General features: G+C 47.5%; 24 protein-coding genes and 1 tRNA gene. 13 read left to right on the top strand and 12 right to left on the bottom strand.

Annotated features, from left to right (window positions below; genetic code table 11):
* Positions 1-21: 21 nt before the first annotated feature.
* Together AYK67_RS09270 and AYK67_RS09275 are read left to right on the top strand one after the other, a co-directional pair.
* Complete coding sequence (locus tag AYK67_RS09270) at positions 22-642, top strand: PilZ domain-containing protein (RefSeq protein ID WP_068085472.1); 621 nt, start codon at positions 22-24, stop codon at positions 640-642.
* Between the two features lie 425 nt (positions 643-1,067).
* Complete coding sequence (locus tag AYK67_RS09275; protein WP_068085475.1) at positions 1,068-1,748, top strand: transglutaminase-like cysteine peptidase; 681 nt, start codon at positions 1,068-1,070, stop codon at positions 1,746-1,748.
* Here AYK67_RS09275 and AYK67_RS09280 read toward each other — a convergent pair.
* The 5 genes from AYK67_RS09280 to AYK67_RS09300 all read right to left on the bottom strand — a co-directional run bounded on the left by AYK67_RS09280 (position 1,745) and on the right by AYK67_RS09300 (position 5,460).
* Complete coding sequence (locus AYK67_RS09280) at positions 1,745-2,275, bottom strand: gamma carbonic anhydrase family protein (protein WP_068085478.1); 531 nt, start codon at positions 2,273-2,275, stop codon at positions 1,745-1,747. The genes AYK67_RS09275 and AYK67_RS09280 overlap by 4 nt on opposite strands.
* A gap of 344 nt (positions 2,276-2,619) precedes the next feature.
* On the bottom strand, positions 2,620-2,940 hold the full coding sequence (locus AYK67_RS09285) for a DUF6949 family protein (RefSeq protein WP_068085481.1): 321 nt from the start codon (positions 2,938-2,940) through the stop codon (positions 2,620-2,622).
* Positions 2,941-3,416: 476 nt separating this feature from the next.
* A complete protein-coding gene (locus AYK67_RS09290; protein ID WP_068085492.1) occupies positions 3,417-3,632 on the bottom strand; it encodes a DUF3126 family protein in 216 nt (71 codons plus the stop codon).
* Between the two features lie 81 nt (positions 3,633-3,713).
* On the bottom strand, positions 3,714-4,559 hold the full coding sequence (cysE, locus tag AYK67_RS09295; RefSeq protein WP_068085494.1) for a serine O-acetyltransferase: 846 nt from the start codon (positions 4,557-4,559) through the stop codon (positions 3,714-3,716).
* 148 nt (positions 4,560-4,707) lie between these two features.
* A complete protein-coding gene (locus AYK67_RS09300) occupies positions 4,708-5,460 on the bottom strand; it encodes an alpha/beta fold hydrolase (RefSeq protein WP_068085496.1) in 753 nt (250 codons plus the stop codon).
* A gap of 294 nt (positions 5,461-5,754) precedes the next feature.
* Here AYK67_RS09300 and AYK67_RS09305 point away from each other — a divergent pair, with 294 nt between their 5' ends.
* From AYK67_RS09305 to gpt, 4 genes are all read left to right on the top strand, one after another.
* Positions 5,755-6,000 carry a zinc-finger domain-containing protein gene (locus tag AYK67_RS09305; RefSeq protein WP_068085502.1) on the top strand — a complete coding sequence of 82 codons (246 nt, stop codon included), beginning with the start codon at positions 5,755-5,757 and terminating at the stop codon, positions 5,998-6,000.
* Positions 6,001-6,067: 67 nt separating this feature from the next.
* Positions 6,068-7,315 carry an FAD-dependent monooxygenase gene (locus tag AYK67_RS09310; protein ID WP_162265096.1) on the top strand — a complete coding sequence of 416 codons (1,248 nt, stop codon included), beginning with the start codon at positions 6,068-6,070 and terminating at the stop codon, positions 7,313-7,315.
* Positions 7,316-7,363: 48 nt separating this feature from the next.
* Complete coding sequence (locus tag AYK67_RS09315) at positions 7,364-8,122, top strand: competence/damage-inducible protein A (protein WP_068085507.1); 759 nt, start codon at positions 7,364-7,366, stop codon at positions 8,120-8,122.
* A 9-nt stretch (positions 8,123-8,131) separates the two neighbouring features.
* On the top strand, positions 8,132-8,632 hold the full coding sequence (gene gpt, locus AYK67_RS09320) for a xanthine phosphoribosyltransferase (protein ID WP_068085509.1): 501 nt from the start codon (positions 8,132-8,134) through the stop codon (positions 8,630-8,632).
* A gap of 85 nt (positions 8,633-8,717) precedes the next feature.
* Here gpt and AYK67_RS09325 read toward each other — a convergent pair whose 3' ends face one another.
* Positions 8,718-9,170 (bottom strand): hypothetical protein, encoded by a 453-nt coding sequence (locus AYK67_RS09325; protein WP_068085511.1) that lies wholly within the window; start codon positions 9,168-9,170, stop codon positions 8,718-8,720.
* Between the two features lie 464 nt (positions 9,171-9,634).
* Here AYK67_RS09325 and AYK67_RS17680 point away from each other — a divergent pair, with 464 nt between their 5' ends.
* A complete protein-coding gene (locus AYK67_RS17680) occupies positions 9,635-9,757 on the top strand; it encodes a hypothetical protein (protein ID WP_274533524.1) in 123 nt (40 codons plus the stop codon).
* Positions 9,758-9,900: 143 nt separating this feature from the next.
* Here the strand turns inward: AYK67_RS17680 and sfsA are convergent, their stop codons facing one another.
* From sfsA to AYK67_RS09340, 3 genes are all read right to left on the bottom strand, one after another.
* A complete protein-coding gene (gene sfsA, locus AYK67_RS09330) occupies positions 9,901-10,605 on the bottom strand; it encodes a DNA/RNA nuclease SfsA (RefSeq protein WP_068085513.1) in 705 nt (234 codons plus the stop codon).
* A gap of 29 nt (positions 10,606-10,634) precedes the next feature.
* On the bottom strand, positions 10,635-12,080 hold the full coding sequence (locus tag AYK67_RS09335; RefSeq protein WP_244266904.1) for a TrkH family potassium uptake protein: 1,446 nt from the start codon (positions 12,078-12,080) through the stop codon (positions 10,635-10,637).
* A gap of 540 nt (positions 12,081-12,620) precedes the next feature.
* A complete protein-coding gene (locus AYK67_RS09340; protein WP_208976257.1) occupies positions 12,621-14,066 on the bottom strand; it encodes a TrkH family potassium uptake protein in 1,446 nt (481 codons plus the stop codon).
* Between the two features lie 515 nt (positions 14,067-14,581).
* On the opposite strand from AYK67_RS09340, the gene focA reads away from it, so the two are divergent.
* On the top strand, positions 14,582-15,481 hold the full coding sequence (gene focA / locus AYK67_RS09345; RefSeq protein WP_206597525.1) for a formate transporter FocA: 900 nt from the start codon (positions 14,582-14,584) through the stop codon (positions 15,479-15,481).
* A gap of 414 nt (positions 15,482-15,895) precedes the next feature.
* Positions 15,896-17,638 (top strand): OFA family MFS transporter, encoded by a 1,743-nt coding sequence (locus AYK67_RS09350; protein WP_068085514.1) that lies wholly within the window; start codon positions 15,896-15,898, stop codon positions 17,636-17,638.
* 173 nt (positions 17,639-17,811) lie between these two features.
* Here AYK67_RS09350 and AYK67_RS09355 read toward each other — a convergent pair whose 3' ends face one another.
* Positions 17,812-18,708: a LysR family transcriptional regulator gene (locus AYK67_RS09355; protein ID WP_162265097.1), complete on the bottom strand. Its 897-nt coding sequence runs from the start codon at positions 18,706-18,708 to the stop codon at positions 17,812-17,814.
* A gap of 476 nt (positions 18,709-19,184) precedes the next feature.
* Here AYK67_RS09355 and AYK67_RS09360 point away from each other — a divergent pair, with 476 nt between their 5' ends.
* Entirely contained in the window at positions 19,185-19,940 is a 756-nt protein-coding gene (locus tag AYK67_RS09360; protein WP_156453110.1) for a L,D-transpeptidase family protein, read from the top strand.
* A 16-nt stretch (positions 19,941-19,956) separates the two neighbouring features.
* Here the strand turns inward: AYK67_RS09360 and AYK67_RS09365 are convergent.
* A tRNA-Leu gene (locus AYK67_RS09365) sits at positions 19,957-20,041 on the bottom strand.
* Positions 20,042-20,326: 285 nt separating this feature from the next.
* Here AYK67_RS09365 and map point away from each other — a divergent pair.
* The 3 genes from map (at position 20,327) to AYK67_RS09380 (ending at position 24,706) form a co-directional block, all read left to right on the top strand.
* A complete protein-coding gene (map, locus tag AYK67_RS09370; RefSeq protein ID WP_068085520.1) occupies positions 20,327-21,178 on the top strand; it encodes a type I methionyl aminopeptidase in 852 nt (283 codons plus the stop codon).
* A 154-nt stretch (positions 21,179-21,332) separates the two neighbouring features.
* A complete protein-coding gene (radC, locus tag AYK67_RS09375; protein ID WP_068086401.1) occupies positions 21,333-22,052 on the top strand; it encodes a RadC family protein in 720 nt (239 codons plus the stop codon).
* 332 nt (positions 22,053-22,384) lie between these two features.
* Complete coding sequence (locus AYK67_RS09380; RefSeq protein ID WP_068085522.1) at positions 22,385-24,706, top strand: bifunctional diguanylate cyclase/phosphodiesterase; 2,322 nt, start codon at positions 22,385-22,387, stop codon at positions 24,704-24,706.
* A gap of 101 nt (positions 24,707-24,807) precedes the next feature.
* Here AYK67_RS09380 and AYK67_RS09385 read toward each other — a convergent pair whose 3' ends face one another.
* Positions 24,808-25,692: a 4-(cytidine 5'-diphospho)-2-C-methyl-D-erythritol kinase gene (locus AYK67_RS09385; protein WP_068085527.1), complete on the bottom strand. Its 885-nt coding sequence runs from the start codon at positions 25,690-25,692 to the stop codon at positions 24,808-24,810.
* Positions 25,693-25,738 lie beyond the last annotated feature (46 nt).

Below are 25,738 nucleotides of genomic sequence, written 5' to 3' on the forward strand. Positions count from 1 at the left end.
CTGTGTATATAAGGACCAGATATGGAAGATGCCCTAGACACAACTCTCACAGCCAGCAAACAAACGTTTGCAAAAGAGCGGCACGAGAACCGCGTAGCTGTGAGTGTTCTTGGGCGTTTTATGCTTGAAGATCGGCAAGAGCACCCATGTCAGGCAGTTGATATAACGCCTGAGCAGATGAGTTTAATAGCATTGCAATCTGGCAGGATCGGCGAATATATCATTGCTTATCTAGACCATATCGGCCGCGTGGAAGGTGTTATAATCAACCACTTAGATATTGGTTTTACAATAAAAATTAACGCAAGCCCTCGTAAAAAAGAATGCTATTCTGCAGTTTTGCACTGGCTCGCCAATAAAGACGTGCCAGCCATTCATGAAGAAAGAAGGCACGAGCGGTTTCTCCCAAAGCGCCAGACCTATAGAATACAGCTTGAAGACAAGAGCGAGTACAGTTGCACAATAATTGATGTTTCCCTATCCGGAGCCGCTATCAGAACACAAATACGCCCTCCGATTGGCACACATCTCAAACTAGGGTGTTTGAGGGGGAAAGTTACGCGTATTTTCGCACAAGGGATAGCGATCGAGTTTTTACAGATTCAAAAACCTGAACATCTTGAGCAGCAACTAACTGAATAATAGAGCTTTAATAGCAATCCACAAACTGAGCTCTAAAACTCGGCCCCTTAGAAACCATCAACTCAATAGCTCAAAGTGTGCATAGACCATCATCGCACGCAAACAAAACATGTAAATATTGATGGCAGTGAACCCCTTGCCGCCATAATTTACCTAAATTTTCGATATAGTTAATATTTAAAAAAGGCGACAACCTATAATTTTCATCATTATCACGCAGCTTTAAATACGGCTAACACCATCTAAATACCTATACAAAATAAGTATTTCCTCATTACGATCAAGATTCCAACAATTAACGTCACTCATCGATAGGCATTTACTAACAAAACAATAATAAATTACTTTGTATTTTAATCAATTCGTTATCTATGCAGAAAGCAATCTAGGTAACTCTAGTACTTACCTTAATGGAGTTGATAGATATGCCTCGCAAAATTGGTGCTAACTGCGCGGAAATTATAAGAAATTATCGCTATTATAATTGGCAGCACAGCCAGTACTCTTGGATAATCATCCTAGCGGCAACAATTCTATTTTTATTCCTGCAAGTTACCCATGCCAATCAACCTCTTGGCCCTTTCATGCCCATAATCGGGCCAACTGAGCCTCCACAGGGGCATGTAGAATTTTGCAAAGAAAACAGTACCTTATGCAATACATTAGAGCCAACGCCATTGGTTGTCCGCCTAACAAAATCAAGATGGCGTGAGCTAACAACGATTAACAATCAGGTCAATAAAAGCATAGCACCTGTGAGCGATAAAGAACTTTACGGCACCAGCGAATATTGGACTTTCCCCAGCCTCGGGACCGGGGACTGTGAAGAATATGTACTTGAAAAACAACGTAGATTACACGCTATAGGCTGGCCATCCAGCGCACTCCTAATCACGGTTGTCAAGGATATGAACAACACCGGCCATGCCGTTTTAACGGTGAGAACAGACCAAGGAGATATTATCCTCGACAATCAAACCAAGGATATTTTACCTTGGTATTCAACACCTTACCGCTATGTTAAACGTCAATCGGCACGTCATCCGGCCAAATGGTCTGCCATTTCCGACAAGCGGGTAACAACAGTTGCCAGCATTCCGCGTTAATCTAGAGTTTTCATATCGCTAGCATATCGCTGCCAATTCTCAACATATGAATCAGCGGATAACTTGAGCTTGGCGGCCATCTCCTCACCATGGGTACCCACAACGCGCCCGGGAGAACCAACGACCAGCGAATTGTCTGGTATTTCTTTGCCCTCTGTTATCAGCGCATTAGCACCAATAAGGCAGTTTCGGCCAATCTTGGCACCATTCAAAACGGTTGCCCCCATACCAATCAATGAGCCTGCCCCCACATGACAACCATGGAGGATAACATTATGGCCGATAGTACAATTTTCCTCAATCAACAAGGGGAATCCCGGATCCGTATGCAAAACACTACCGTCTTGAATATTTGAGCGTGCACCAATAGAAATCAGATCACGATCTCCACGAATTACTGCGGAAAACCAAATACTTACTTCACGGCCAACAATTACGTTCCCAATAACGCTTGCATTAGGGGCAATGAAGTAATTCTCCTGCTCCGGCAATTGCGGACTGACACCTTGTAGACTGTAGACGGCCATAGAACCTCCCATTTTCATTCAAAAACATAAGCCGCAAAACCCAAAATAACAACCAATACAATAGCCTAAACCAGAATATTACTATGTGTGAGCGATTGTGTGCAAAACATACTCAAATCATACGAGAAACGGTTCAACAACGTGTCATTCCTGCCCTTTTGCGCAAATACAAGCTGGCCGCAATACACCACTCAATGCGCCAGACAAAACGCACGCCTATAATCGCCTCTCAAATCATAAAGGCGCATCAATTGACTCTCTTCAAATGCTAAATGGTGAACATTGAGCACTAATATCCATAAATATAAAACGATGATTAATAAGCAGGCTTCCAGCAGCTTTTGTTATCCGATTTTTGCAAGAGGTATAAACAGGAAAACAGCACTGGGAATACCAACCAAACTCGACCACATCACCACAACAGCACCCGCCAATAAAGATTCAAACCTTTGCTTCAAGCGCAGCTTCTCAACAAACAATTCAAAAAACAATAGAGGCCCCGCAGCAAGCAACAAAATGGCAAGCAAGGCCCAGTGATACTCAAGCTCAATGGCTTTTCCAAAGGTCAACGGCACCTTATGCAGCAACCGAAAACCACTCACGACCAGCCCTGAGAATATGAAGCCAGAAGCAATCAGCAACGCAAGAATAAACCAAGAAGACATGTGCTCACTCCAATCACTACACACATTTAAATATTAATGAGTAATTATCGAATATATTAGCGCCAACTTCTGGCAATTATCAATTCATTAACTCCTATGATTTTTTATAGTACTGAATCATAAGGATATTTTCAAAATAATATATAATTATCTACTTTACGTGTATTTCGAATATATTTAATTTTCCCAAAATGGTACAAAATATACCAAAATAGAACAAAATTTCTTTTCGCTTTCATTACCCCGATTACTTGCTAGAGCATATAAATACTAGAATCAGAAAAACCGGCGCACAATTGCATATCAACTTGGCTGCAATTCTTAACGAATGGAGAACTCTCAACCCTATTGCTAAGAGTTATCAGCATGGCACCTTGAACCCGCTTCAAAGCAGCTACAAGCCAGTGCGTCCCCCCTAAAAAAGATAGGGGCCCCCGAAGGAGCCCCGATCAAATTCTAAATTCAACTGGCAAATCTTAAAGATCTTCCAGATCAACTTCCAGAACAGCCATCTGAAAGCTCCATGACAAATCTTCGTCTTCATCATCACGGAAAATCACGCCTAAAAACTCGTCGCGAATATAAAGCTCCGCAGAATCATCTTTACGCGGGCGTGCACGGATCTCAATATCCTGGTTACCGAATGTCTTACGAAAGAACGCTTGCAGCTTTTGGATTTCCTCGGCTTTCACAGCCTTCTCCTTTTACTTTAAGAAACACAATTGGCCCCAACCTACAGAAACAATCGGTAAAGCCAAGCCCCTATATTGAGCTTATCCCTGTTGGTTTTGCGATGTTTTCGCTTGACCGCTTCCCAGCATTTGGTCCATGGCCCTTGAAGGCTGCGAACACCCTGCCTCACCCACCAGCTTTGCAGGCACGCCAGCCACTGTCGAGCAAGGTTCCACATCCTTCAAAACAACAGAACCAGCCGCAACACGCGAGCAATGGCCAATTTCGATATTGCCCAAAACTTTGGCCCCCGCACCAATCAATACACCATAACGTACTTTCGGGTGCCGGTCGCCGCTCTCTTTGCCGGTACCGCCCAGCGTCACCCCTTGCAAAATAGAAACATTGTCTTCAATAACCGCAGTAGCACCCACCACAACACCAGTGCCATGATCGATAAAGATCCCGCGCCCCATAGGAACAGCCGGATGAATATCGACTTGGAAAATTTCCGAGCAGCGGCTTTGCAAGTAAAGCGCAAAGTCCTTGCGCCCACTCAGCCATAACGAATGTGCCAGGCGTTGGGTCTGCAGCGCATGAAAGCCTTTAAAATAGAGCAGCGGTTCCAGATAGCGTAGACATACCGGGTCACGGTCGAGCACGGCTGCCAAATCTACCCGAAAAGCTTCGGCAAGCTTACTATCACGCTCCAGACAATCCATGTAGGTTTGCCGAATGAGAGAAGAGGAAACCACCTCGTGCCCCAACCGATCGGCCAAGCGATGGACAATTGCCTCTTCCAAACCATTATGGTTCAGCACCGTCTCATAGACGAATGAAGCCAATGCCGGCTCAGTAGCAATCATCTGCTCGGCTTCACTGCGCACCCGCGCCCAAATCGGATCATGCTCAACAATTTGTGCAGCGGTTGAAGAACTCATCGCCATGCCTAAGCACTCCTTAATCACTCGTTTGGCTAAACCAGCCTTCATTATAGGCGTAAATTATGGCACTTACTAGTACAAGCCCTTATCTCTCATGGCACCAACCAGTACCACCCCTGAACGCCTATAAAAAACAATGAACTACAAAACTTTAGTTAAAGCGCTCCAGAAATTCCAGGGCACCGGCCTTGAATATCTTGTCGCCAACCGCTGTCATATGATCACGGTTTGTTATTTCCAGCACTTCTGCCTGCACCATCAAATCCGCAAGACGCTGCGGCGAACCTGCCACATCATCCTTGCTGCCCACAGCAATTAAAACTGGCTGGGTTATTTGCGCGACGTCTTGCTCGCTGATTGGTTTACGCACTGAGCCCATACAAGCGGCCAAGGCATTACGGTCCGACTTGGTTTGCTCGGCAAATGCCCGAAATGCCCGCCCCGTACGATCGCTCACCTCGCTAATTTTATCTGCAAGCAAGCCCGCAATAATCGGCTCGGGGTTACCAACACCGGAAACCACCCCGTATCCCATACCGCCAAAAATCAAGGAGCGGATCAGCTCGGGCCGCTTAAGGGCGCAAAATGTAGCAATACGCGTACCCATGGAATAGCCAAGAATATCCACTTGCCCCACGCCCAAATGGTCAAGCAAGTTCAGGGCATCTTGCGCCATCACCGGTGCACCATAATCCGCCGCATCATAAAATTTATGCGATTCGCCATGGCCGCGATTGTCCAGCGCAATTACCCGTCGCCCATCTTTTACTAAAAGCTCGCTCCAGCCGGTATAAACCCAGTTCACAAACTTGTTGGAAGCAAACCCGTGAATCAGCAGGATCGGGTCGCCCTCACCCTCATCAATATAAGAAATTGGCGCGCCATTATTATCAAAAACCGGCATTTCCCTGAGTACCTTTAATATTCATTAGCTGGCGGCAAAATAACCAATGCCCCCAAAATGAAAAGCATAGAATGAAAATAACCCGCAAAATTCTCTCAATATTCGTCTCATAACAACTGTTTTGTAAACATTCGCCCAAGGTGCCCCACCATGCAAAATATGAGGCAAAATGCTTAAATTCGCTGCAAAATAACTATTTTTTCTTTTTCAAACCGGATATGGTGCGCCAATATTTAGCAATGAAAAACAACGGACCCCACATTATAGGTTCTGTTAATAAATGGAGGTGCCCTTATGGCCGATCATGCTGTTCCTCATTTCCAAAACTCAGGCGGACATGACAGCGTAACCATAGGCGCGAAAGAATTTATGTGTATTGGGGCCAACCCTCCCTTCGATCATCCGCACATTTTTCTCGACATGGGCGCTGAAACCCAAGTTGTATGCCCCTATTGCTCGACACTTTATAAATATGACGACAAACTGAGTGCCCACGACGCCTCACCTTCTGATTGCGTCTACACACCTGTTGCAGCTTAAAACCAACAAACACGACCACCGAACGGCTGGCCATTGTGCATGAATGCAAACAGGAGTTTTGGCTGGCATGGCCAGAGGTAAAATAGCAATAGCAGGCGCTGGCATTGCCGGTATGACCTGCGCCCTATATCTTGCCCGTTATGGTTATAACGTGAACTTGTTCGAGGCCGCGCCCGCACTAAGCGAAGTGGGCGCAGGCTTACAACTCTCTCCCAACGCGGTAGCCTGCTTGGCCCAACTCGGCCTACAAGAGCCGCTTGAAGAAGTTGCAATCAAGCCCGATAGTATTGATGTTTTTACCGCAGCAACAGGGCGCAAACTAACAGCTATTCCGCTTGGGAACTACGCAAGCAAGCGCTACGCGGCCCCATACTACGTTATTCATCGCGCCGATTTACAAACTCTCTTGGCAACCGCTGTTAATGAGTGCGCGAATATTACCACCCATTTAAACAGCAGTGTCGTATCCGCCAATATTGAAGGCGAAAAGCTCTCTCTCAATCTGGAACCAACCTGCAACAAGCGTGAACTGGCCAACGGCCTACTGGAAACAAAGGGCACAACCACCGCTGAGTTTGATTTGTTATTGGCCGCCAACGGGGTATGGTCGAGCCTTCGCAAACAATTACAACTCCCCCCGGCAAAGTACTCTGGCCGGGTCGCTTACCGCGCCACCATTGGCGCTTCGCACTTGCCTGCCAATATGCGCCAAAATACCGGCCTGTGGCTGGGCCATAAAGCCCACTTGGTTCATTACCCAGTTTCTGCAGGAACGCAGCTCAATATCGTTGCCATTGTTCATGAAGACTGGCAGCAGCAAGACTGGTCGCACCAGACCACAATAGACAACCTATTGCCGCATTTTAAAAACTGGTCCCCTAAAATCACTCGCTACCTTACCGAGGCGCACTGCTGGACCAGATGGGCCCTGTGCCACATTTTACCGGGCGATTGCTGGAGCAAAGGGCGCATCGCTTTGCTGGGAGACGCAGCTCACGCCATGACACCGTTTATGGCTCAAGGGGCAGGCATGGCCATTGAAGATGCCGCCGTTCTTGCCCAGCAAATTGGCAAGTTTGGTGCAACACCGGTCGCCTTAACAGCCTATGCCAACGAGCGCCGTGAACGCGCAGAAAAAGTTGCCAAAACAGCCCTTGCCAACGAGCGTATTTATCACCTGCCCGCCCCGCTGTCATTGGGGCGCAATATGGTCATGCGCACCACTCCCCCGAGCATTTTACTTGGCAAATACGACTGGATATACAACTGGACCCCGCCCCCGCTGCCTCCAGAAGCGCAAAACGGGACACATTAACATCCCCAAACCCTTATATTAGACCCTATAAACTTCAGGATAAGCCCAATGACCACAACCAAACCAACACCCCAAAACATTAGTGCCGCATACGTGGTGATTGGCGATGAAATCCTGTCGGGCCGTACCAAAGACAAGAACATCGGCTATTTAGCGACTTTCCTCACCGAGCTTGGTATTGACCTGCAAGAAGTGCGTGTCGTGCCCGACGAGCAAGACAGAATAGTTGCAGCTGTCAACGCCCTGCGCCCGGCCTATACCTATGTGTTCACCTCTGGTGGTATTGGCCCGACCCACGACGATATTACCGCCGATTCCATTGCCAAAGCCTTTGGCGTGGGCATTGATCTCGACCCGCGCGCCTATAAATTGCTGGAAGACCATTACACTGCAGCAGAATTTACCCCCGCCCGCCAACGAATGGCGCGTATTCCCTTTGGTGCCGAGCTGATTGAAAACCGCGTTTCCATTGCCCCCGGATTTCGCATGGAAAATACCTTTGTAATGGCCGGTGTCCCCGCCATAATGCAAGCCATGCTGGATGCAATTGCCCCTGAATTACAAACGGGAATCAAAATGCAATCCGCCTCTGTCCTGTTCGATTTACCCGAAAGTAAAATTGCCGGAGAGTTGGCCCTCATTCAGGAAAACCACCCGCAAACCGCCATTGGCTCTTACCCCAAGGCAAAAGATGGGCGATTTTCCACAGAGGTAGTTGTAAGATCACGCGATATTGATGTACTGGCAAGTGCAAGCGCAGCTGTGGAAGCCCTGAAACAGGCGGCCTACCAAAAATACAAGGACTAGAGTTTCAAGATGGAAAACCAAGGTCAGAACAAAGCATTCCCCGTTTCGTGGGACCAATTTCACCGCGATTGCCGCGCCTTGTCTTGGCGCCTCTCCGACAAAGGCCCGTTTGATGCCATCGTCTGCATCACCCGTGGTGGCCTTGTACCCGCAGGCATTATTGCCCGCGAACTCGGCGTTCGCAAAATCGAAACCGTTTGCATCGCCTCCTATCACGATTATGACGACCAGGGAAAACTGGAAGTCATTAAAGGCATTGATCCCAACGTGATTGCCGGTGAAGGCGAAGGCGTTCTGGTAATTGACGATCTGGTGGATACCGGTAAAACCGCCAAGGTAGTGCGTGAGATGCTGCCCAAAGCACACCTTGCCACCGTTTACGCCAAGCCTTTGGGCCGCGAGCTGGCCGATACAATCGTCACCGAGCTTTCGCAAGACACCTGGGTCTACTTCCCTTGGGACATGGGCTGGTCCTTCCAACCACCAATTTCAAATGATACAGCAGGTTAAAAACCGGCTTCGACCGATGATAAAAGGCAGCCCCGGCTGCCTTTTTTATTGCTAAGTTAGTAAAGAGGGCAGCCAACACCTTTCCTCATTGCTCTGGCTTAGGTGGCGAGCGTTTGAATGCGCGGAAATACCATGTCGCAATGTGCAAAACGAAAATACAAAACAAAAATACGCTGAGCTGCTCAAGGGCAAGCGCATATACAAACATGCTCGCTTGGAAGAGCATCAACAAAAGCGCCCCGACACTCTCTAGATCACTCGGCAGCTGACCGAATAAAAGCGTTACCCCAAGACTGACAATCGTTGTAGAGCAGACCATAATCCCTTGCACGCTAAGCGCTGTCCATAGCATGCCATAGTCGCCACGGCGTCCGAGCAGCGGAGAAAATAAGACACCGACAACCAGCACAACACTAAGCGCGCCCAGATGAAACGGAGGCGGCATAATATTTAACGGTGCCCAAATGACGACAACATAAGAGGCAGCAAGACAACATGTAGTCACCACTGCAACTTTGAACTTTACTAATGACAACAACTGATAATTCCAGCCTCTTACCTACATCACATACTAAGCGTACACATTCGCACGCTAGTCCGTCTGATGCTTGAAGCAAAGGAGGAGTTGTCCTTTAATTCTATGTGATCAACAGGATGATTGGTTGTGCTTAGATTTCACAGGGTTCGACAACCAATTAAAAACCCAACCGAAAACCAGCACTCCCGGAATAACTATGAGAAATCCTTGAACGGTCTTGCTTACATCCAGTTGATTTACGATAGGACGGGATATCCCCCAGACGACGATTAAACAGATCGTAGATATTAAAAACGGTATCACATATTTTTTGATAATATACATAACTTACTCCAAATCAAATCGAATAGAACTACAATTAAGTCCAACGACAATTTCGTCAGCACCAAGGCGGCAACTGATGGAAGAGATGATTGAGGGAATAAACAGTTCTTGAGAGCAAAGCGGCTGCAAAGCAAACGCCGATGTTCGTTCAGAACAGCTATGTAAGAAAAAATGCGGAGAGCGGACGGTTCCTTAGCGCCGGGGGGGGTCATCAATGGGTTGCCACCATCTCGCGCCTTGCCGGTGCCGCCGCCTCCGACTAACAACCATAATATACTAGCAAGCGATAGAAGAACGAGCAAGCACGATCTGCATTCGCCTGGTCAGTTAGTTTTAAGGGGTACCCTGATAAACTGAGAAAACGACGTCCCCCCTTTGCTCCGCACTTCACGCCTTCAAAAATGCTTCACGCTTTCAGCGTTACCTCACGGTCCACCACCACTTCGTCAGAAGTTAACCGGCAGCCCAACGCATAAACCTCAACGCCAGCTTCAAGCGCTGCATCAAAGGCCGCGCCATAAGCCCCGTCAATATCGCGGGCAATGGCCATCTCATCCGCATCATCCCGCTGCACCAAAAATACCATGGCCGCACGATGGCCCTGTGCCACCATATCGCTAAGCTCTTGCAAGTGCTTGGTGCCGCGTGCGGTCACACTATCTGGAAATTCGGCCAACCCGCTTTGCCGCAGTAACGTGGTGTTTTTCACTTCCACATAGATCAAGCCGCCCTCTGCCCCCTCCAGCAAAATATCAATACGCGAGTTCTTGCCATACTTCACCTCGCGGCGCAGCTTGGTAAAGCCTTGCAAAGGCTGCACCCAGCCAGAAAGCAACGCTTCCTCGACAATTTTATTGGGCAAAGCTGTATTGATTCCCACCATGGCACCGTTGATTTGCAAAAGCTGCCACGAGTATTTCAGCTTGCGCTTGGGATCATCGCTCTTGCTGACCCAAACCGGAATGCCGCTTTCCAACAGTGACAACATCGAGCCCGAATTGGCACAATGCGCGGTCACCACCTCGCCGCTATCACAAAGTTCCACATCGGCCATAAAACGCTTGTAGCGCTTAATCAGCCGCCCCTCCAGCATCGGGCTTGGCAGTTGCATTTTTCACCTCGAAACATCATTGCAAACTGTTATTTAGACCAGAAATCGGGATCCAGCAGCACCAGAACCGTAAACAGCTCCAACCGGCCCAACAGCATGGCCGCACTTAAAATCCACTTCACCGTATCGGGTAAGGAAGCAAAACTCCCTGCAGGACCGATAACCGGTCCCAGCCCCGGCCCCACATTACCAACAGAAGTCGCCGCAGCGGAAACCGCAGTCACCAAATCCAGATGGAAAGTGGAGAGGATCAAGGTCAAAATGCCCACAGTGCCCAGATAGACCACCAAAAACGCCAGAACAGAAAACGTTAATTCGGGCGTTAAGCGGGTTGGTCCATAAGAAACGGCAATAATCCGGTTGGGCCGTACCATACGCCGTAAATGCGCTTTCACAGTGCCAAAGAAAACCAGAAAACGGAAAATCTTGATGCCGCCAGTGGTGGAACCCGTACATCCGCCCACAAACTTCAACAGCAGCGCCAGACCAACCACCGGCGCCCCCCAAGTGGTATAATCGCCCATAGCATAACCAGTACCGGTAATCACAGAGATCACATTAAACGTGGAACTGAGCAGCGCTTTGGAAAACGGAATTCCCTGCGATAAGCCCAGATAAATTGTCAGGGCAAGCGAGACCAACGTTATAAGCCACAAAAACGAGCGCACCTGCGGATCATTCCATAGCTTCATTGGTGCACCGCGCAGTGATTGAATGAGCAACACAAATGGCAAAGAGCCGATAATCATAAACACAACCGCAATCCAGCCCGTTACCGGATTTTCAAAATAACCAAAGGATTTATCGTGGGTGGAATAGCCACCAGTCGCAATTGTGGTGAGCGCATGGTTAAAGGCATCGAATATGGTCATGCCGGAGGCCCAATAGGCCACTATACAAACCACCGTTAAAAACAGATAGGTCAGGCCGATAAGACGAATAAGCTCTACCGAGCGCGAAACAATTTTCTCGCTCTGGTCCGAGCTTTCCGTCTGGAACAGCTGCATTCCGCCAATGCGTAAAAACGGCAGGAGCACAATGGCCATAACCACGATCCCAACACCGCCCATCCATTGCATCAAGGAACGCCAAACCAGCAAACCCGGTGGTAAACTATCCAACCCGGAAAGCACCGTAGAACCGGTGGTAGTAAACCCCGAAACCGCCTCGAACATGGCATCCACATAAGCCACGCCCAGCCATAAAAAGGGCAATGCACCAAGAGCAGGCAGCGTAACCCAGGACAGTGTTGTGAGTAAAAACGTTTGCCGTGTATCCAACCCCTCTCGCAAAGCACTACCCATGGCGACAATAAGCAGCATGCCCACCAAACCGACATTAAGAGACGAGAAAACAAAAGCCTGCCAATCAGCATTACGCATGGTGACATCCACCAGTGCCGGAATCAGCATAGCGACAGCAAGACCGAGATATAAATAACCAAGTACACTTAATACGGGCCGAATTGAAACCACACTACCATCTCAAAGTTACGGCCTAAAGGCCAAGCATAACCAACAGTTTTAAAGATACGCAATTACCAAGCTTAGAGCCGTTATAATTATCCAAATGGACGCAAACTGCTTTAATATCGATCAGCTTAGAACGTATATTTGCGTAATAAACAACCCATATAAACAAATTGTTTTTACATCATAGGCAAATAATTTTATTTCCCGAACGGGAAAATACTCTCCGTGAGATATCCCAGTAAAAATTTAAAATTTATAGGTAAATTAACTAGAATTGCTACCCTAAGCTACTAAAGCACTAGAGACACGCCAAAATTACTGTAGCTTTGGAACAAAGATCCGTTGATTGGCCAAACCAAACAACAAGAATTTGCTCCAAACATTAGCTTAGTACATGAGCAGAGAATGCAAATGAGCGCAACCTACCTAGAAAGCCAACAAGGCATGGCAATACCCTTTGAGCGGGAGTACGGATAATAGATAACAAAGCCCCAGCCGTTCAATGGAAAGCCATTAGATTTTACGTATTGGCCGGGCACACGGCTAGGTCTGCCAGAACTCAGGATCGAAAAGGATGATAATGGTAAACAACTCCAAGCGGCCCAATATCATAGCCAAGGCCAGTATTGTCTTCGCACTGCTTGGAAGTTCGGAAAAGTTCCCAACAGGTCCGATTTGATCGCCCAAACCCGGCCCCACATTACCCAAAGCGGTCGCAGCCGCACTCAACGCTGTGGTCAAATCCAGACCTAACGCCCCAAGGATAACAGTAATAACCCCGACGACCCCGATATAAACCACCAGAAATGCCAGTACTGAATAGGAAAGGTCAGGTGTAATTTTTGTGTTGCCATAACGCACAATCACAACCCGGTCAGGCCGCAGCATTTGCCGCAGATGCGCCCGCACCGTTCCGGAAAACACCATAAAACGAAATATCTTAATGCCGCCCGCAGTCGAGCCGGTACACCCGCCAATCAAGGTCATTAATAGAACAACCCCGATCATAGGAGGTCCCCAAGTGGTATAGTCACCAAGACCGTAGCCCGTAGTTGTGATGATAGAAGTCACCACGAATAACGATTCGACCAAGGCTTTACCAAAGGATGTTTGGTGCGTTACCCCAAGATAAACGGTAATACCGAGGGCAAAGAACAAAATTACAATAAAAAATGCCTGTGATTGCGGGTCACGAAATACTGCCAGCGGTTCTTTTGTCAAACTTTTAATCATCACCACAAATGGCAAGCCTGAGGCCAGCATAAAGATGATAGCAACCACCTCCGCCGGTTTACTTTGAAAGAAAGAAAACGATGCGTCATGCGTGGAAAACCCACCAGAACTGAGCGTTGTCATTGAGTGATTCACGGCATCGAAAAGGCTCATGCCGCAAAACATGTAGAGCAAAGCACAGGTTGCCGAGAGAAAAACATAAACCCCGCCAATAAGCCGCATTTGGTTATTGACCCGACTAACAATTTTTTCCCCATGCTCGGAGCTTTCCGTGCGAAACAGCTGCATGCCACCGATACGCAACAACGGCATGAGCAAAATCGCCATCACAATGATGCCAACACCGCCAACCCACTGGGTTAACGAACGCCAAAACAACAGCCCCGGCGGCATACTGTCCAGCCCTGAAAGCACCGTGGACCCCGTTGTGGTAAAGCCCGAGGCGGTTTCGAAAAATGCATCGGCAAACCCAACACCAAGGCTCAAGAATGGCAAGGCACCCAGCGCTGGAAGCGCTAGCCAGGAAAGTGTCGTTATTAAAAACGCATGTTTTAACGTGATCCGCTCAACTTGATAGCCCGCGGTTGCAACAGCCAGCAAAAGCCCGAACATGCCGGTGAACAACGAGGAGAGCGCAAATGCCATCCAGTCCGCGTTATTATTGTAAAGATCAACCGCCGCCGGTAAAAGCATCAAAATGGCGAGACCGACAAAGAAATACCCTAAAATGCGCAATACTGGCCCAATCAAAAGCATCAATTATACCCTCAAAATCACTGGCATTTGCGCCTATTTCATTTGCATGCCCGCATCAGCAGAACATACGTTACCAAGCTAGCAGATCTTTTTTAATCTAAATACAAGACCCGAGCCCAAAACAAACACACCATAAAAACGATGGTTTGCTATTTAGCAAAACTGTATTTTCACGTAAACCGTTCTGGCCTCACCTTTAAAATATCAACGGCTTGGCCGCGATCTTTCGTAATTTAGCCCCTAAAAAATATCATTTTAAAATGAGGATAACCCATAGGATTACGCATAACCCCTAGGAAGTTTAAATTATTTAAACACAAATACCTCCTGAAATATCAAGGAGATGTGCGATTTTGTCGTGTTGTAAATCTTCTCGTTATAGATTATATCTATCACAAATATTTTACTAGGTGCCTTCTTCCCCAAGCATTCTGCGCACCGGTAAACAAAACTCGGATCGTATACTTATCTCGACACAACTTTCCTGTGCGTGACTTTGATCAGGATACAAAACAGTGCAACAGCTGCAACTTGCAAAAGCCGTTAGCCCACTCGCGCTAACTCACACTGCCGAAGAGTATGGCATTGGCAAAACGCTTAAGAACCCATTGACCTCTTTCATGCTTGCCATAACCGCAGGTGTGTTCATTGCCATAGGCTTTACCTTTTATATCACCGTCACCATTGGTTCTGGTGCCAGCTCCTACGGACTGGTAAAATTCATTGGTGGTGTCGCCTTTTCTCTTGGCTTGATGCTGGTTATCATCACCGGAGCAGAGTTATTCACCTCAACTGTTCTCACATCTGTGGGCTATGCCAGTAAAAAAATTGGCACCATAGATATGCTGCGCACATGGACAACCGTGTACTTGGGCAACTTCGTGGGTGCACTTTTGTTTGTCGCCCTTATCTTTGCCGGTAAAGTTTACATGCAAGCAGGCGGAGATTGGGGGGTGAATGCAATGAAAATTGCCCAGCACAAACTCCACCATAGCTTTGGCGAGGCCGTCGCACTTGGTATCCTATGTAATATGCTGGTGTGCTTGGCTGTCTGGCTTTCATTCTCGTGCCATAGCATGCTGGAAAAGGCACTGATTATAATCCTACCGGTTGCCATGTTTGTCGCTGCAGGCTTTGAGCACTGCGTTGCCAACATGTTCATGATTCCAATTGGCATCGCAATTCAAAGCTTTGCCGGTGCCGAGTTCTGGCATGTGGCAGGTGTAAACGCCAGCCAATTTGCCGATCTCAACCTCTATAACTTCTTGGTAAAGAATCTTATTCCGGTGACGCTTGGCAATATTATCGGCGGTGCCGTCATGATTGGCTTCACGTACTGGTTCATTCACCTGCGTCCCTTGCAAAAAAAGCAAGAAGAGGCAGAAGCCCAATTGGCCGCAGAGCCAGCCGAATAGAATTTAGTGGTAAGGGCGCATAATCCATGTGCCCTTACTGCATTTTTGAAACTACCCACAGCCTGCGACGAACTGCCCTAAGTTTGTTTCAAGCAAATTTTGACGGTGAAAATATCAGTCACCGGAATTATTTTAAGCTAAAAACTTTACATATTATTACATTTAACACTCTGATATACATAAGTTATTCCCATATATCAGAGGGATATTTTACAAGGCGATTAAATTCAAGCAGCACTGATATTTCTAGAAAAACAATGATAAAACAGCCTTATAGATAAAATCTATAAGCTTATCAGCCCATTCGATTTCAAAAAGTTTCCCCCCCACTGCAAACTTGTTTTCAAAGGCGCACCAAGGCTTTGAAGACAACCTCATCAAGCTAGGGCGCTTCCACCAACGGGGGAGCTAAAAATGAAAATTCCATCCTTCCTACTCAAGGAAGCCATTGTTGCCAAACCGGGCTATAATCGCTGGCGGGTCCCACCCGCCTCTATCGCTGTTCACCTTTGCATTGGCTCCGCCTACGCTTGGAGCATGTACAACCCTTCATTAATTCGCGAAATCGGTGGTATCGCTCCAGCGGCGCAAGACTGGTCGTTAAGCTCTGTACTTTGGGTATTCTCCGTTGCCATCTGTTTCCTTGGCATCTCTGCAGCTGTTGGCGGTAAGTGGCTGGAAAAAGTTGGCCCGCGCTGTGTCGGCACGGTCGCAGCATTTTGCTGGGGCGGCGGCTATATGGTTGGTGCTCTTGGTATCATGACCCACCAGCTCTGGCTTGTTTATTTTGGTTATGGCGTAATCGGTGGCTGCGGCTTGGGCCTTGGCTACGTGTCTCCCGTTTCAACCCTGATCCGCTGGTTCCCCGATAAGCGCGGCCTCGCAACCGGCATGGCCATTATGGGTTTTGGCGGCGGCGCAATGATTGCGGTACCGATGAAATCATGGTTCTTGAGCCTCTATTCAAAGGCCCCTGAATTTTTAGGTACTTTCGATCAAGTCCAAACCACCATTGAAAACGGTGTTCGCTACGCAACAGTGGCCGGTGAAAAAGTTGAAGCCATTTTCGTAAGCGGTGCCGATGCCGCCAAGGCTTTCGACGGTGCAATCGAAGGCGTTTATGCCGCCGGAACCGGCAGTACTGGCGCTGCAGCAACTTTCGTTACTTTGGGCGCTATTTACTTTGTCGTCATGCTAGTTGCCAGCTTTGCTTACCGTGTGCCCGCACAAGGGTGGAAACCGGAAGGATTTGTTGCCCCGAAAGAAGACAAAAAGGGCAAAGGTCTTGTCACAACACACAGCGTGCATATTGATACCGCACTGCGTACCCCGCAATTCTGGCAGCTCTGGATTGTGCTCTGCTTCAACGTGACAGCAGGTATCGGCGTGATCTCCGTTTCCAAAACCATGATTAGTGAAATCTTTGGCAATGGCTTGCCTTCCATCGTCGACAGCTCTTTCACAGCAACTTATGTGCTGATGATTTCGGTCTTCAACGCTCTGGGCCGCATTGGATGGGCATCACTCTCCGATTACATTGGACGGCGTAATACCTACACCATATTCTTTGTATTGGGCTCTTTCCTTTACCTGTCTATCCCATATATCGCCACATCAGCAGGCGCGAGCCCAAGTGTCATGTGGTTGGTCATGTTCTATGCCGCAACCATGATTATCTTTACCATGTATGGTGGTGGTTTCTCGACAATCCCTGCTTACCTGGCAGACATTTTCGGTACCAAATACGTAGGTGGTATTCATGGTCGCTTGCTCACCGCTTGGTCAACAGCCGGTATTGCAGGACCTTTCCTGATCGGTTTCTTGCGCGAACGCTCCATTAATGAAGCTATTCATGAATTGGCAGCAAAAGTTGAAGCCTCGAAATTCATGGAAACCTTTGGTGCCGGTAAAGACCAGTTAGAGCAGATGATTGCAGCGAAATCGATCTCTGTATCCCGCCTTATGGAAGTGGTCCCAGCAGGCACTGTTGATCCAACACCGAGTCTTTACAACTCAACCATGACATTTATGGCCTTCCTGCTCATGGCTGCACTTGTCGCGAACCTACTTATGCGCCCTGTAGCGAAAAAATATCATTTGCCAGAGGGTGCTTTAGGTGAAGGCGAAGTTCACCAGCAAGAAAAGAAAGCCGCTTAACAAACTTGTTAACGACTGAGCAAAACTGAAATGAAGGGGAGGTGCCACGCCTCCCCTTTTGCTTATCTACTAACAAGAGCACAAATGAGCGCTCAAAAACACTATGCTATTTCATAGATGTACTCAAACTGCTTTGACCTACCATTTTGGCGCGTATTCCAGAAACAGGTTTCCTAAGCCATTTCATAGTGTTTGCGGGCATATTTGGCCATAATATCGTGCAAGCCCTGCACCAATACCGGCTCCATATCACGCCGCAGGCTGATAAACCCGACCTCATGACTAAGACCTTGATCACTAAGCGGTATGGTCACCACATCAGGTCCGGCAAAGCTGGAAAAGTGCTCGGGCATAATTGCTGCATATTTAGAGCCAGGCAACAGGCTTAGCATCATTTCCAAGGAGCCGCATTCAATATCCGGCTCGCGCCAACAGGCCGCTTGGCGAAATGCCGCGTCAACAAACTGGCGATTTTTCAACCGCGCCGAAAGCGCAATCATCGGGTAACTGGTAACCTGATGCAAACTGACTGTTTCTTGACAAGCCAGTCTGTGGTCGGATGCCACAAACAACCGGTAATCCTCGTTATACAAGTGATCGCAATTGTATGTGACTTGATCCAGCTCAGCGAGATAGGTGATTGCGCAATCAACGGCAAAGTCGTTCAGCGCATTTTGTATTTCATCATGGCTCAACGGTTGTATTGCAATATGCGCCGCCGGCCACCTTGCCTTCAGCTCATGTACTAAATGTGAAACTTGCGTTGCTGCTGATGGAATAACCGCCATGCTGACCCGGCTGGGCACACGAACCCCCTGCCCGTTGGCTTCCGAGCGCAGGCTGTTACAATCCGAGAGTATTTTCTTGGCCCATGTAACAATGCGTTCTCCCTCTTGCGTGAGGCCATGAAACTTTTTCCCGCGCTCCACAATGGGCACACCCAACTCGATTTCCAGTTGTCGAATACGGCCCGATAAGGTGGGTTGTGTCACATTACAAACAGCCGCAGCACGTGTGAAATGCTTTTCCTCCGACAAAACAACCAGGTATTGAAGTTGTCTAATATCCACTATTGCGTCTCCCCCAAGGCGCTTGATCAGCAAATATATTATCATCAATATGCTTTAAAACTATAGTCGTAGCATTAAACCTGTGCGCTTTCGCCGCAAAAATATGCGATTATGACTAGAAACCAACCCAATTCAGCTATTTATTCTCATCCCACGCGGTAAATCATTTGAGACTACTTACATAAATAATTTAGCTTTACTCACCACGATAAATTTACTTACCTGATAATAAAAGAGGCTATTTCCTAGTTAGCCAATATCTTGCGTCATATTTTCATAGGTTGAATTTTTATTCACTAACAACAGCGCATCATTGGTGTTCAACGGTAACTTGGACTGTGCAAACAACCAGCCTAGGTAAGCTTCTCAGCCATAGCCAACCAAAAAACCGCATTGATATAGACATCTCGTGCCAATTGCCGCCATTATTGATTACATATGAAATTAAAACGAGCCAACCACTGCAACAAATAAATATGATGATCCATAAATTCTTTAAAATTATTTTGGGGGGCATCACACTTATTGCCCTTTCTTTACTCGCCTACGACTTTTCTCCGATCAAATTTAAAGGTTCGGCAAATTTGGCGGAAGTTACAGAAAGCCAGCTGCCAAAGATAAAGACAATACTGGCGCAAAACGGGCTAACCTACCCCGCCAAGATCTATATCGAAATCACCAAACAGCCAGCAGAACTGAGGGTTTATGCAAGCAACACCGAGCGCTATAGCCTAATTACCGAGTATGATATTTGCACATACTCCGGTCAGCTCGGCCCCAAACTTAAAGAAGGTGATAGGCAAGCGCCCGAAGGCTTTTACAATATAACGCCTCAACAATTGAATCCGAAAAGTAGTTATCACCTTGCCTTTAACCTTGGATACCCGAATGCTTTTGACCGCCAAAACGGCCGCACAGGTAGCTACTTAATGGTTCATGGTAATTGCCTTTCCATTGGCTGTTACGCCATGGGTAATGAGCAAATGGAAGAGATTTATCTTTATGTTTCCATGGGACTTGAAGCATTAACGGCGTCGCAACCAGAGAAGAAACCTCAGGTTCCCGTTACAATATACCCATTTGCTTTAACCGATGAAAATATGCAGCGTTTTCAAACTAATCCAAATATCGCGTTTTGGCAGCAATTGAAAAAAGGCTACGATTTCTTCCGCCAGCACCACAAACCGGCAAATATGACCGCAAAAGGCGGTCGATACACAATTAACTATTAATTTCTACGGAGGATTTTGGTGCGGACGGCGGGACTCGAACCCGCAAGCCTAACGGCGGCAGATTTTAAGTCTGCTGTGTATACCAGTTCCACCACGACCGCTTGTTGAGCCATTGCCTAAAGCGCTTCTAAACATTTTGCAAGCTGGAAAATGACATCTTCCCCAACCCAAACGCTTTTTTTTCATTTCCCGAAAACCTCTTTGATATAAAGAACCAAGAAACCACCCCCGGAAAACACGTAGGAACCTAAGTTTTTCCGGCTCTTTTTTGAAGGTTTATGGAAGCGTTGCCTAACGCTATCTTGTCATTTGCAGGTAATTTGAGCATAAGGGCTATAGACGAATAATTATAGATAAAGCGATAGAGCTTAAGGAAGTTATGGGCCATGGTGAGCTATATTGAGGCAGATTCTGCCCCTTTAAAAAATACAGGACAGATCAAAATATACGGTCCTGAGCATTTTGAAGGCATGCGCAAAGCAAGTCAGCTTACAGCACGCTGCCTAGATGCACTTGTCGATATTGTAAAACCCGGTGTCACCACAGCCGAAATTGACCGCTTTGTCTATGAATTCGGTATGGATAATGGCGGCTACCATGCAGCAACACTAAATTACCGTGGCTATAAATACTCTTGCTGCACCTCGATCAATCACGTCATTTGCCACGGCATGCCCAACAGCAAACCACTGCGTGAAGGTGATATTGTCAATGTGGATGTGACCTTTGTGGTTGATGGCTGGTATGGCGATTCATCGCGCATGTATCCGGTTGGCAAACTCAAACGTGCCGCCGAACGCCTGATCGAGGTCACCCACGAATCTTTAATGCTTGGTATTGCCGCTGCCAAACCCGGTAATACCACAGGCGATATTGGCCACGCCATTCAATCCTATGCCGAAGCGCAGCGCTGTTCTGTTGTCCGCGAGTTTTGCGGCCATGGGCTGGGCCGTCTGTTCCACGATATGCCCAACATTATGCACTACGGCCAACCAGGCAAAGGCGAAGAGCTTAAGCCTGGCATGATATTCACCATTGAGCCCATGATAAATCTGGGCAAGCCGCACTCAAAAGTATCTGATAAGGATGGCTGGACTGCCACCACGCGTGACCGCTCGTTATCAGCCCAGTTTGAGCACTCAATCGGCATCACCGAAGATGGTAACGAGATATTCACCCTCTCACCCAAAGGGCTATTCAATCCCCTAGAGGCAAGGGGCCAAGATACGCAAGTTTAATAGAGCGTAAGCCCAAACAAGAAAGGAGGTTTGAGTGAAGCGCAAACAAGAAACAGCAGCTCTCGCTCCAACCTCCAGCCTGCAAGGCTTTGGCGAACAAACCCAACTGGGTTTTGCCGATGGGTTATCAGCGAACACCAAAACGCAACCAGCCATGCCGCAAAGCGCGCCTAAAACTGCGCTCAATAAAACCGGAAAAAACACACAGCATTATCATGGCCATCGCCAGCGCTTGCGAGAGCGCTTTTTGCAACAGGGTGCCGAAAGCTTTCAACCCTATGAACTACTGGAATTGCAGCTGTTTGCCTGTATCAAGCAGGGCGATACCAAACCGCTTGCCAAAAAACTGATTAAACACTTTGGCTCCTACACCAAAGTCCTTGCCGCCCCACAAAAAAGACTTATGGAAGTCGATGGGTGCGGGCCAGCAACCGCACTTTTTTTAAAGCAATTACAAGCAAGCGCTGTATTGTATGCCAAGCAGTCAATTGACGATAAAACACTGCTAAGTTCTTGGTCTGCAGTTATAAATTATCTGCGTGCAGCTATGGCCCACAATGATAAAGAGCAGTTCCGTATTTTATTTTTAGATAAAAAAAACCATCTAATTGCCGATGAAATGCAGCAAGAAGGAACTATAGACCATACACCGGTATACCCAAGGGAGGTGGCCAAGCGGGCATTGGAATTAGCCGCAACGGCTATCATTCTGGTCCACAACCACCCCTCGGGAGACCCCACCCCTTCACGGCAAGATATCGAAATGACCCACAAAATCCAAAATGCGCTCTCACCACTCAATATTGTTTTACACGATCATATAATTATTAGCCGCGCATCCCATGCCTCATTTAAGGGTCTAAATATTATATAAAAACCGAGTTATGTGCTTGTCTTAGTTTCTACAGGGCCTATTCCCTTAAAATAAACCTTAGTAACCGAGCTCTAAAAAAAAGATTATCCCTACCGTAACTGCCAATTAAATAGAATAATCGATTAATTCTGCCTTCATTATGGTCAAATCAGCCGAAAATTCTAAATGAAAGCTGCGTATTTCCACATTGTTCACAGCTCGAATAAATATATGGTTTCAAACATTGTTTTTTTGGACAGGCTCGCTCAAGTATACAATCTCAAAATAGCAATCAGGGGTCGTTACGATTCCCGTTGTTCGCCCCGCTCCGGAAATAACGACCAAGAGAACGCATGTCAGTCCAAGGTTCAACAAGTGACGCGGTCGCCTCGGTGATCTTGCGCGGCCACTCGCCTGAAAAATTATCGTCTAGCCGTCGGCGTATGTCACGCATGATCGCTTTTATTTTATTACTGGTGGTACTGAGTGCGCTCATAATAGCTAGTTTGGCTTTATTTTGGTCAACCGAACAAGCCATGCAATACGAAATTGCGAAAGAACGTCGTTTGGTATCCAGCTACTTGCAGGTTTATCGCAACAGCCTTGCCAACGAAGTCGAGCGAATTGCCGTTTCAGACAAGGCATATAATGCGATCACCAGTCGCAAAGCCCAGATTTTCCTTGATGAAGACCTGACCCCCACTGCAAGCAACCGCGGTGATCGTGATGTATTCATTATTTTAAATAATGAAATGAAGCCGATTTACACCTACCGCCAAGACTTGCCATGGCACAACAAAGTCTTTGAAACCCAATTGGGTCTTCAGCTCAAGCAAACTCTGGCGAATCTGAAAGCTGCAGCCAAACAGCGCCGCAAACAAGCCAATGTACCAGGGCCATTAAGGGCTAAATCGCCAGATCCAATTACAATTCGCGATGTTGTACACTTGGATAATGGCTATGGATTAGCAACTGTTTCAGCCATTATTCCATCCACCCGAATTTCCAAGGGTAAAGATTTTATTGGCGGCTACCTCATTTGGGTGCGCCTGTTGGATACCCGCGCCATTGATGCTTTTGAGGCCTCTACAGGCCTGAAGCACATCACTATCGGCAAAAAGCCGGAAATAGGTGAACGGCAATTTGCCTCTATCCCGCTCTATGGCAGTTCGGGGCAAGAAGTTGCTCATGTAACCTGGCAAACTTCAGCCGCTAGCGGCACAATCTATAGCCGCGCCGCGCCGTATTTACTTGGTGCATTTCTGGTAATTTTGCTGGCAACGCTCTTATTATTACGCCGTTCTATTCGCTTAACGGACGAGCTGGTTGTGAACGAGGCAGAGGCCACCCATGCCGCTTTGCATGACGCGTTAAGCGGCCTGCCAAATCGTACTTACTTTACCCTATCGGCTTCACGTGCCCTCAGACGCTCGCGTATGCAAAACTTGCAATCCGGCCTGATTTACCTTGATCTCGACCAGTTCAAGCAAATCAATGACAGCTTAGGCCATACGGTTGGTGACAATGTTATCCTGCAAGTTGCAACCAGATTGCGCCGCACGATACCACGAACCGACCTTGTATCACGCATCAGCGGCGACGAATTTCTCATTCTGATCAATCAGCGCAAGAGCACCGATGAAATACTCGAAACATGCCAGCTGATTGCGAATGCTGTTGCCGAAGCCATACAACTAGATGGCCACCGGATTCTCACTACAGCATCAATGGGTGTTGCTCTCAGCCCAGAACATGGTGCCGACCTTTCTGATTTGCTGCGCCGCGCCGATATTGCGCTTTATGAAGCCAAGAAAGCAGGGCGAAATCGTTTTGTCATCTTCCGTGAAAGCATGGAAGAGCGTGTTCTCATGTCACGGCAAATGGAAGAGGAAATCAAACGGGCTCTTAAGAAGAGCGAATTCGTTAATTATTACCAGCCAATTATGGATGGTACTGGTAAAAAGGCGATTGCAGCGGAAGCACTTATTCGCTGGAACCACCCGAAGCAGGGCCTAATGCCACCCGGAGCCTTCTTACCAGTTGCAGAAGGCACGCCTCTTATTAAGGAAATTGGTGAATGGGTACTGGAAACAGCCATTCAAGATGCTGCATTCCTACCTGATGTAACCATGTGTGTGAACGTCTCCCCAAGCCAGCTGGGGCACCCTGAATTCCCAAGCCTCGTACAAAGGCTGCTCGATAAACACAGCCTCCCGCCTTCTCGCTTGGAACTGGAAGTTACCGAAGAGATTTTGCTCAACTACAGCGAATCCACCGGTGAAATCTTGAACGAAATACAAAAGCTTGGCGTGAAGATAGCACTGGATGACTTTGGTACCGGCTTCTCCAACCTGAATTATTTGCGCAAACACCGCTTTAACAAGATCAAAATTGACCGCACTTTCATTGAAGACATTGAAAACGAGAAAGATGCTCGTGAAATTGTGCGCTCACTTATCCAGTTGGGTCAGTCAATTGGCATGGAAGTGTGTATTGAGGGTGTTGAAAAAGCCAACCAATACAACGTTCTAAAAGGAATGCGTGCCGAAATCCTACAGGGCTTTTTATTCTCCAAGCCGGTGCCATTGGCAAAATTCAAGCTCTGGCAAGACGATTACGATGTCGAACATGCCCTTAACCCTAAAGAGCGCGACGTCAAATTGGAAACCGCTTAAAGAGCTCAACTACAATAACAGAGCTTAAAAGAAACATGATACAAAAACAGCCGGTCCTCTTAAAAGACCGGCTGCTTTTGTTTAACGATAAGACAAATTCACTAAACAGCAGCGGCTTGCACCCACCAATTATCTTCCCGCTCTTTAATATGCACAGCCAGACGCTCCGCCGCCTCTAAATCGGTACAAATGGCAAAGCATGTGGCGCCAGAACCGGACATTCTGGCAAATAGGCATTCATGCTGTGCCTCTAAAACGTCAAGCACCTTTTGTATCTGCGGCACAAGCGAAATAGCCGGTGTTTGCAAGTCATTACGCGTTGCCTTAAGCCACTCGCACAATTGGTGAATACTTTCAAACCGGTTCGGGATCTTGGGTAGATGGCCGTTTTCTTTCGCTGCAAGCTGCTTGAAAACAGCCGGTGTTGACAAATTCACCTTAGGATTAACAAGAACCACGGCAAATGCTGGCAATCCAGCTATATTTTCAATCTGATCACCAATACCACGCACACGACAAGGTTTGGAGTTTAAACACATGGGAACATCAGCTCCCAGCTGTGCGGCCAATTCGCTAAGCCGCGTGTGGTCCGGCTTAATGCCCCACAATTGGCAGAGCGCAAAAAGCGTTGCAGCCGCATCCGCCGACCCGCCACCAATACCGGCGGCAACGGGCAAGTTCTTTTCCAGTCTAAGGGCAACCGGTTGCGATACAGAAAGAGATTCCTCAAGCAAATGGGCTGCCCGCAAAACAAGATTATCAACCGGATCATCATGCAACAAACTATGTGAAAAAGGCCCAATGAGTTCAAGCCTCGTCTTACTGGCCTTTTGCGCCTCAATGATATCACCGGTTTTGGGAAACACCACCAAGGAATCGAGAAGATGAAAACCATCTGCGCGCTGGCCTGTTATATGCAAGGCCAGATTTACTTTGGCTTGCGCGAGTGCCTGCGCTGACTTTAACCCAAAACTTTCTACATTCATCTAACAAACCTAAATCAATCGAATGACCGGGGAGGCACACCAGCCG

This window comes from Polycladidibacter stylochi, assembly GCF_001562055.1.
Lineage (GTDB): Bacteria > Pseudomonadota > Alphaproteobacteria > Rhizobiales > Stappiaceae > Pseudovibrio > Pseudovibrio stylochi.

Excerpts from the sequence above, each read along its gene's own strand:
- AYK67_RS09285 (WP_068085481.1), bottom strand. The coding sequence starts at position 2,940 with ATGTCTTCTTGGTTTATTCTTGCGTTGCTGATTGCTTCTGGCTTCATA.
- AYK67_RS09340 (WP_208976257.1), bottom strand. The coding sequence starts at position 14,066 with ATGCTTTTGATTGGGCCAGTATTGCGCATTTTAGGGTATTTCTTTGTC.
- radC (WP_068086401.1), top strand. The coding sequence starts at position 21,333 with ATGCCGCAAAGCGCGCCTAAAACTGCGCTCAATAAAACCGGAAAAAAC.
- cysE (WP_068085494.1), bottom strand. The coding sequence starts at position 4,559 with ATGGCGATGAGTTCTTCAACCGCTGCACAAATTGTTGAGCATGATCCG.
- AYK67_RS09300 (WP_068085496.1), bottom strand. The coding sequence starts at position 5,460 with ATGCCGGTTTTTGATAATAATGGCGCGCCAATTTCTTATATTGATGAG.
- AYK67_RS09270 (WP_068085472.1), top strand. The coding sequence starts at position 22 with ATGGAAGATGCCCTAGACACAACTCTCACAGCCAGCAAACAAACGTTT.
- sfsA (WP_068085513.1), bottom strand. The coding sequence starts at position 10,605 with ATGCAACTGCCAAGCCCGATGCTGGAGGGGCGGCTGATTAAGCGCTAC.
- AYK67_RS09380 (WP_068085522.1), top strand. The coding sequence starts at position 22,385 with ATGTCAGTCCAAGGTTCAACAAGTGACGCGGTCGCCTCGGTGATCTTG.
- AYK67_RS09350 (WP_068085514.1), top strand. The coding sequence starts at position 15,896 with ATGAAAATTCCATCCTTCCTACTCAAGGAAGCCATTGTTGCCAAACCG.
- gpt (WP_068085509.1), top strand. The coding sequence starts at position 8,132 with ATGGAAAACCAAGGTCAGAACAAAGCATTCCCCGTTTCGTGGGACCAA.
- AYK67_RS09310 (WP_162265096.1), top strand. The coding sequence starts at position 6,068 with ATGGCCAGAGGTAAAATAGCAATAGCAGGCGCTGGCATTGCCGGTATG.
- map (WP_068085520.1), top strand. The coding sequence starts at position 20,327 with ATGGTGAGCTATATTGAGGCAGATTCTGCCCCTTTAAAAAATACAGGA.
- AYK67_RS09305 (WP_068085502.1), top strand. The coding sequence starts at position 5,755 with ATGGCCGATCATGCTGTTCCTCATTTCCAAAACTCAGGCGGACATGAC.
- AYK67_RS09275 (WP_068085475.1), top strand. The coding sequence starts at position 1,068 with ATGCCTCGCAAAATTGGTGCTAACTGCGCGGAAATTATAAGAAATTAT.
- AYK67_RS09315 (WP_068085507.1), top strand. The coding sequence starts at position 7,364 with ATGACCACAACCAAACCAACACCCCAAAACATTAGTGCCGCATACGTG.
- AYK67_RS09385 (WP_068085527.1), bottom strand. The coding sequence starts at position 25,692 with ATGAATGTAGAAAGTTTTGGGTTAAAGTCAGCGCAGGCACTCGCGCAA.
- AYK67_RS09280 (WP_068085478.1), bottom strand. The coding sequence starts at position 2,275 with ATGGCCGTCTACAGTCTACAAGGTGTCAGTCCGCAATTGCCGGAGCAG.
- AYK67_RS09360 (WP_156453110.1), top strand. The coding sequence starts at position 19,185 with ATGATGATCCATAAATTCTTTAAAATTATTTTGGGGGGCATCACACTT.
- AYK67_RS17680 (WP_274533524.1), top strand. The coding sequence starts at position 9,635 with ATGTTCGTTCAGAACAGCTATGTAAGAAAAAATGCGGAGAGCGGACGG.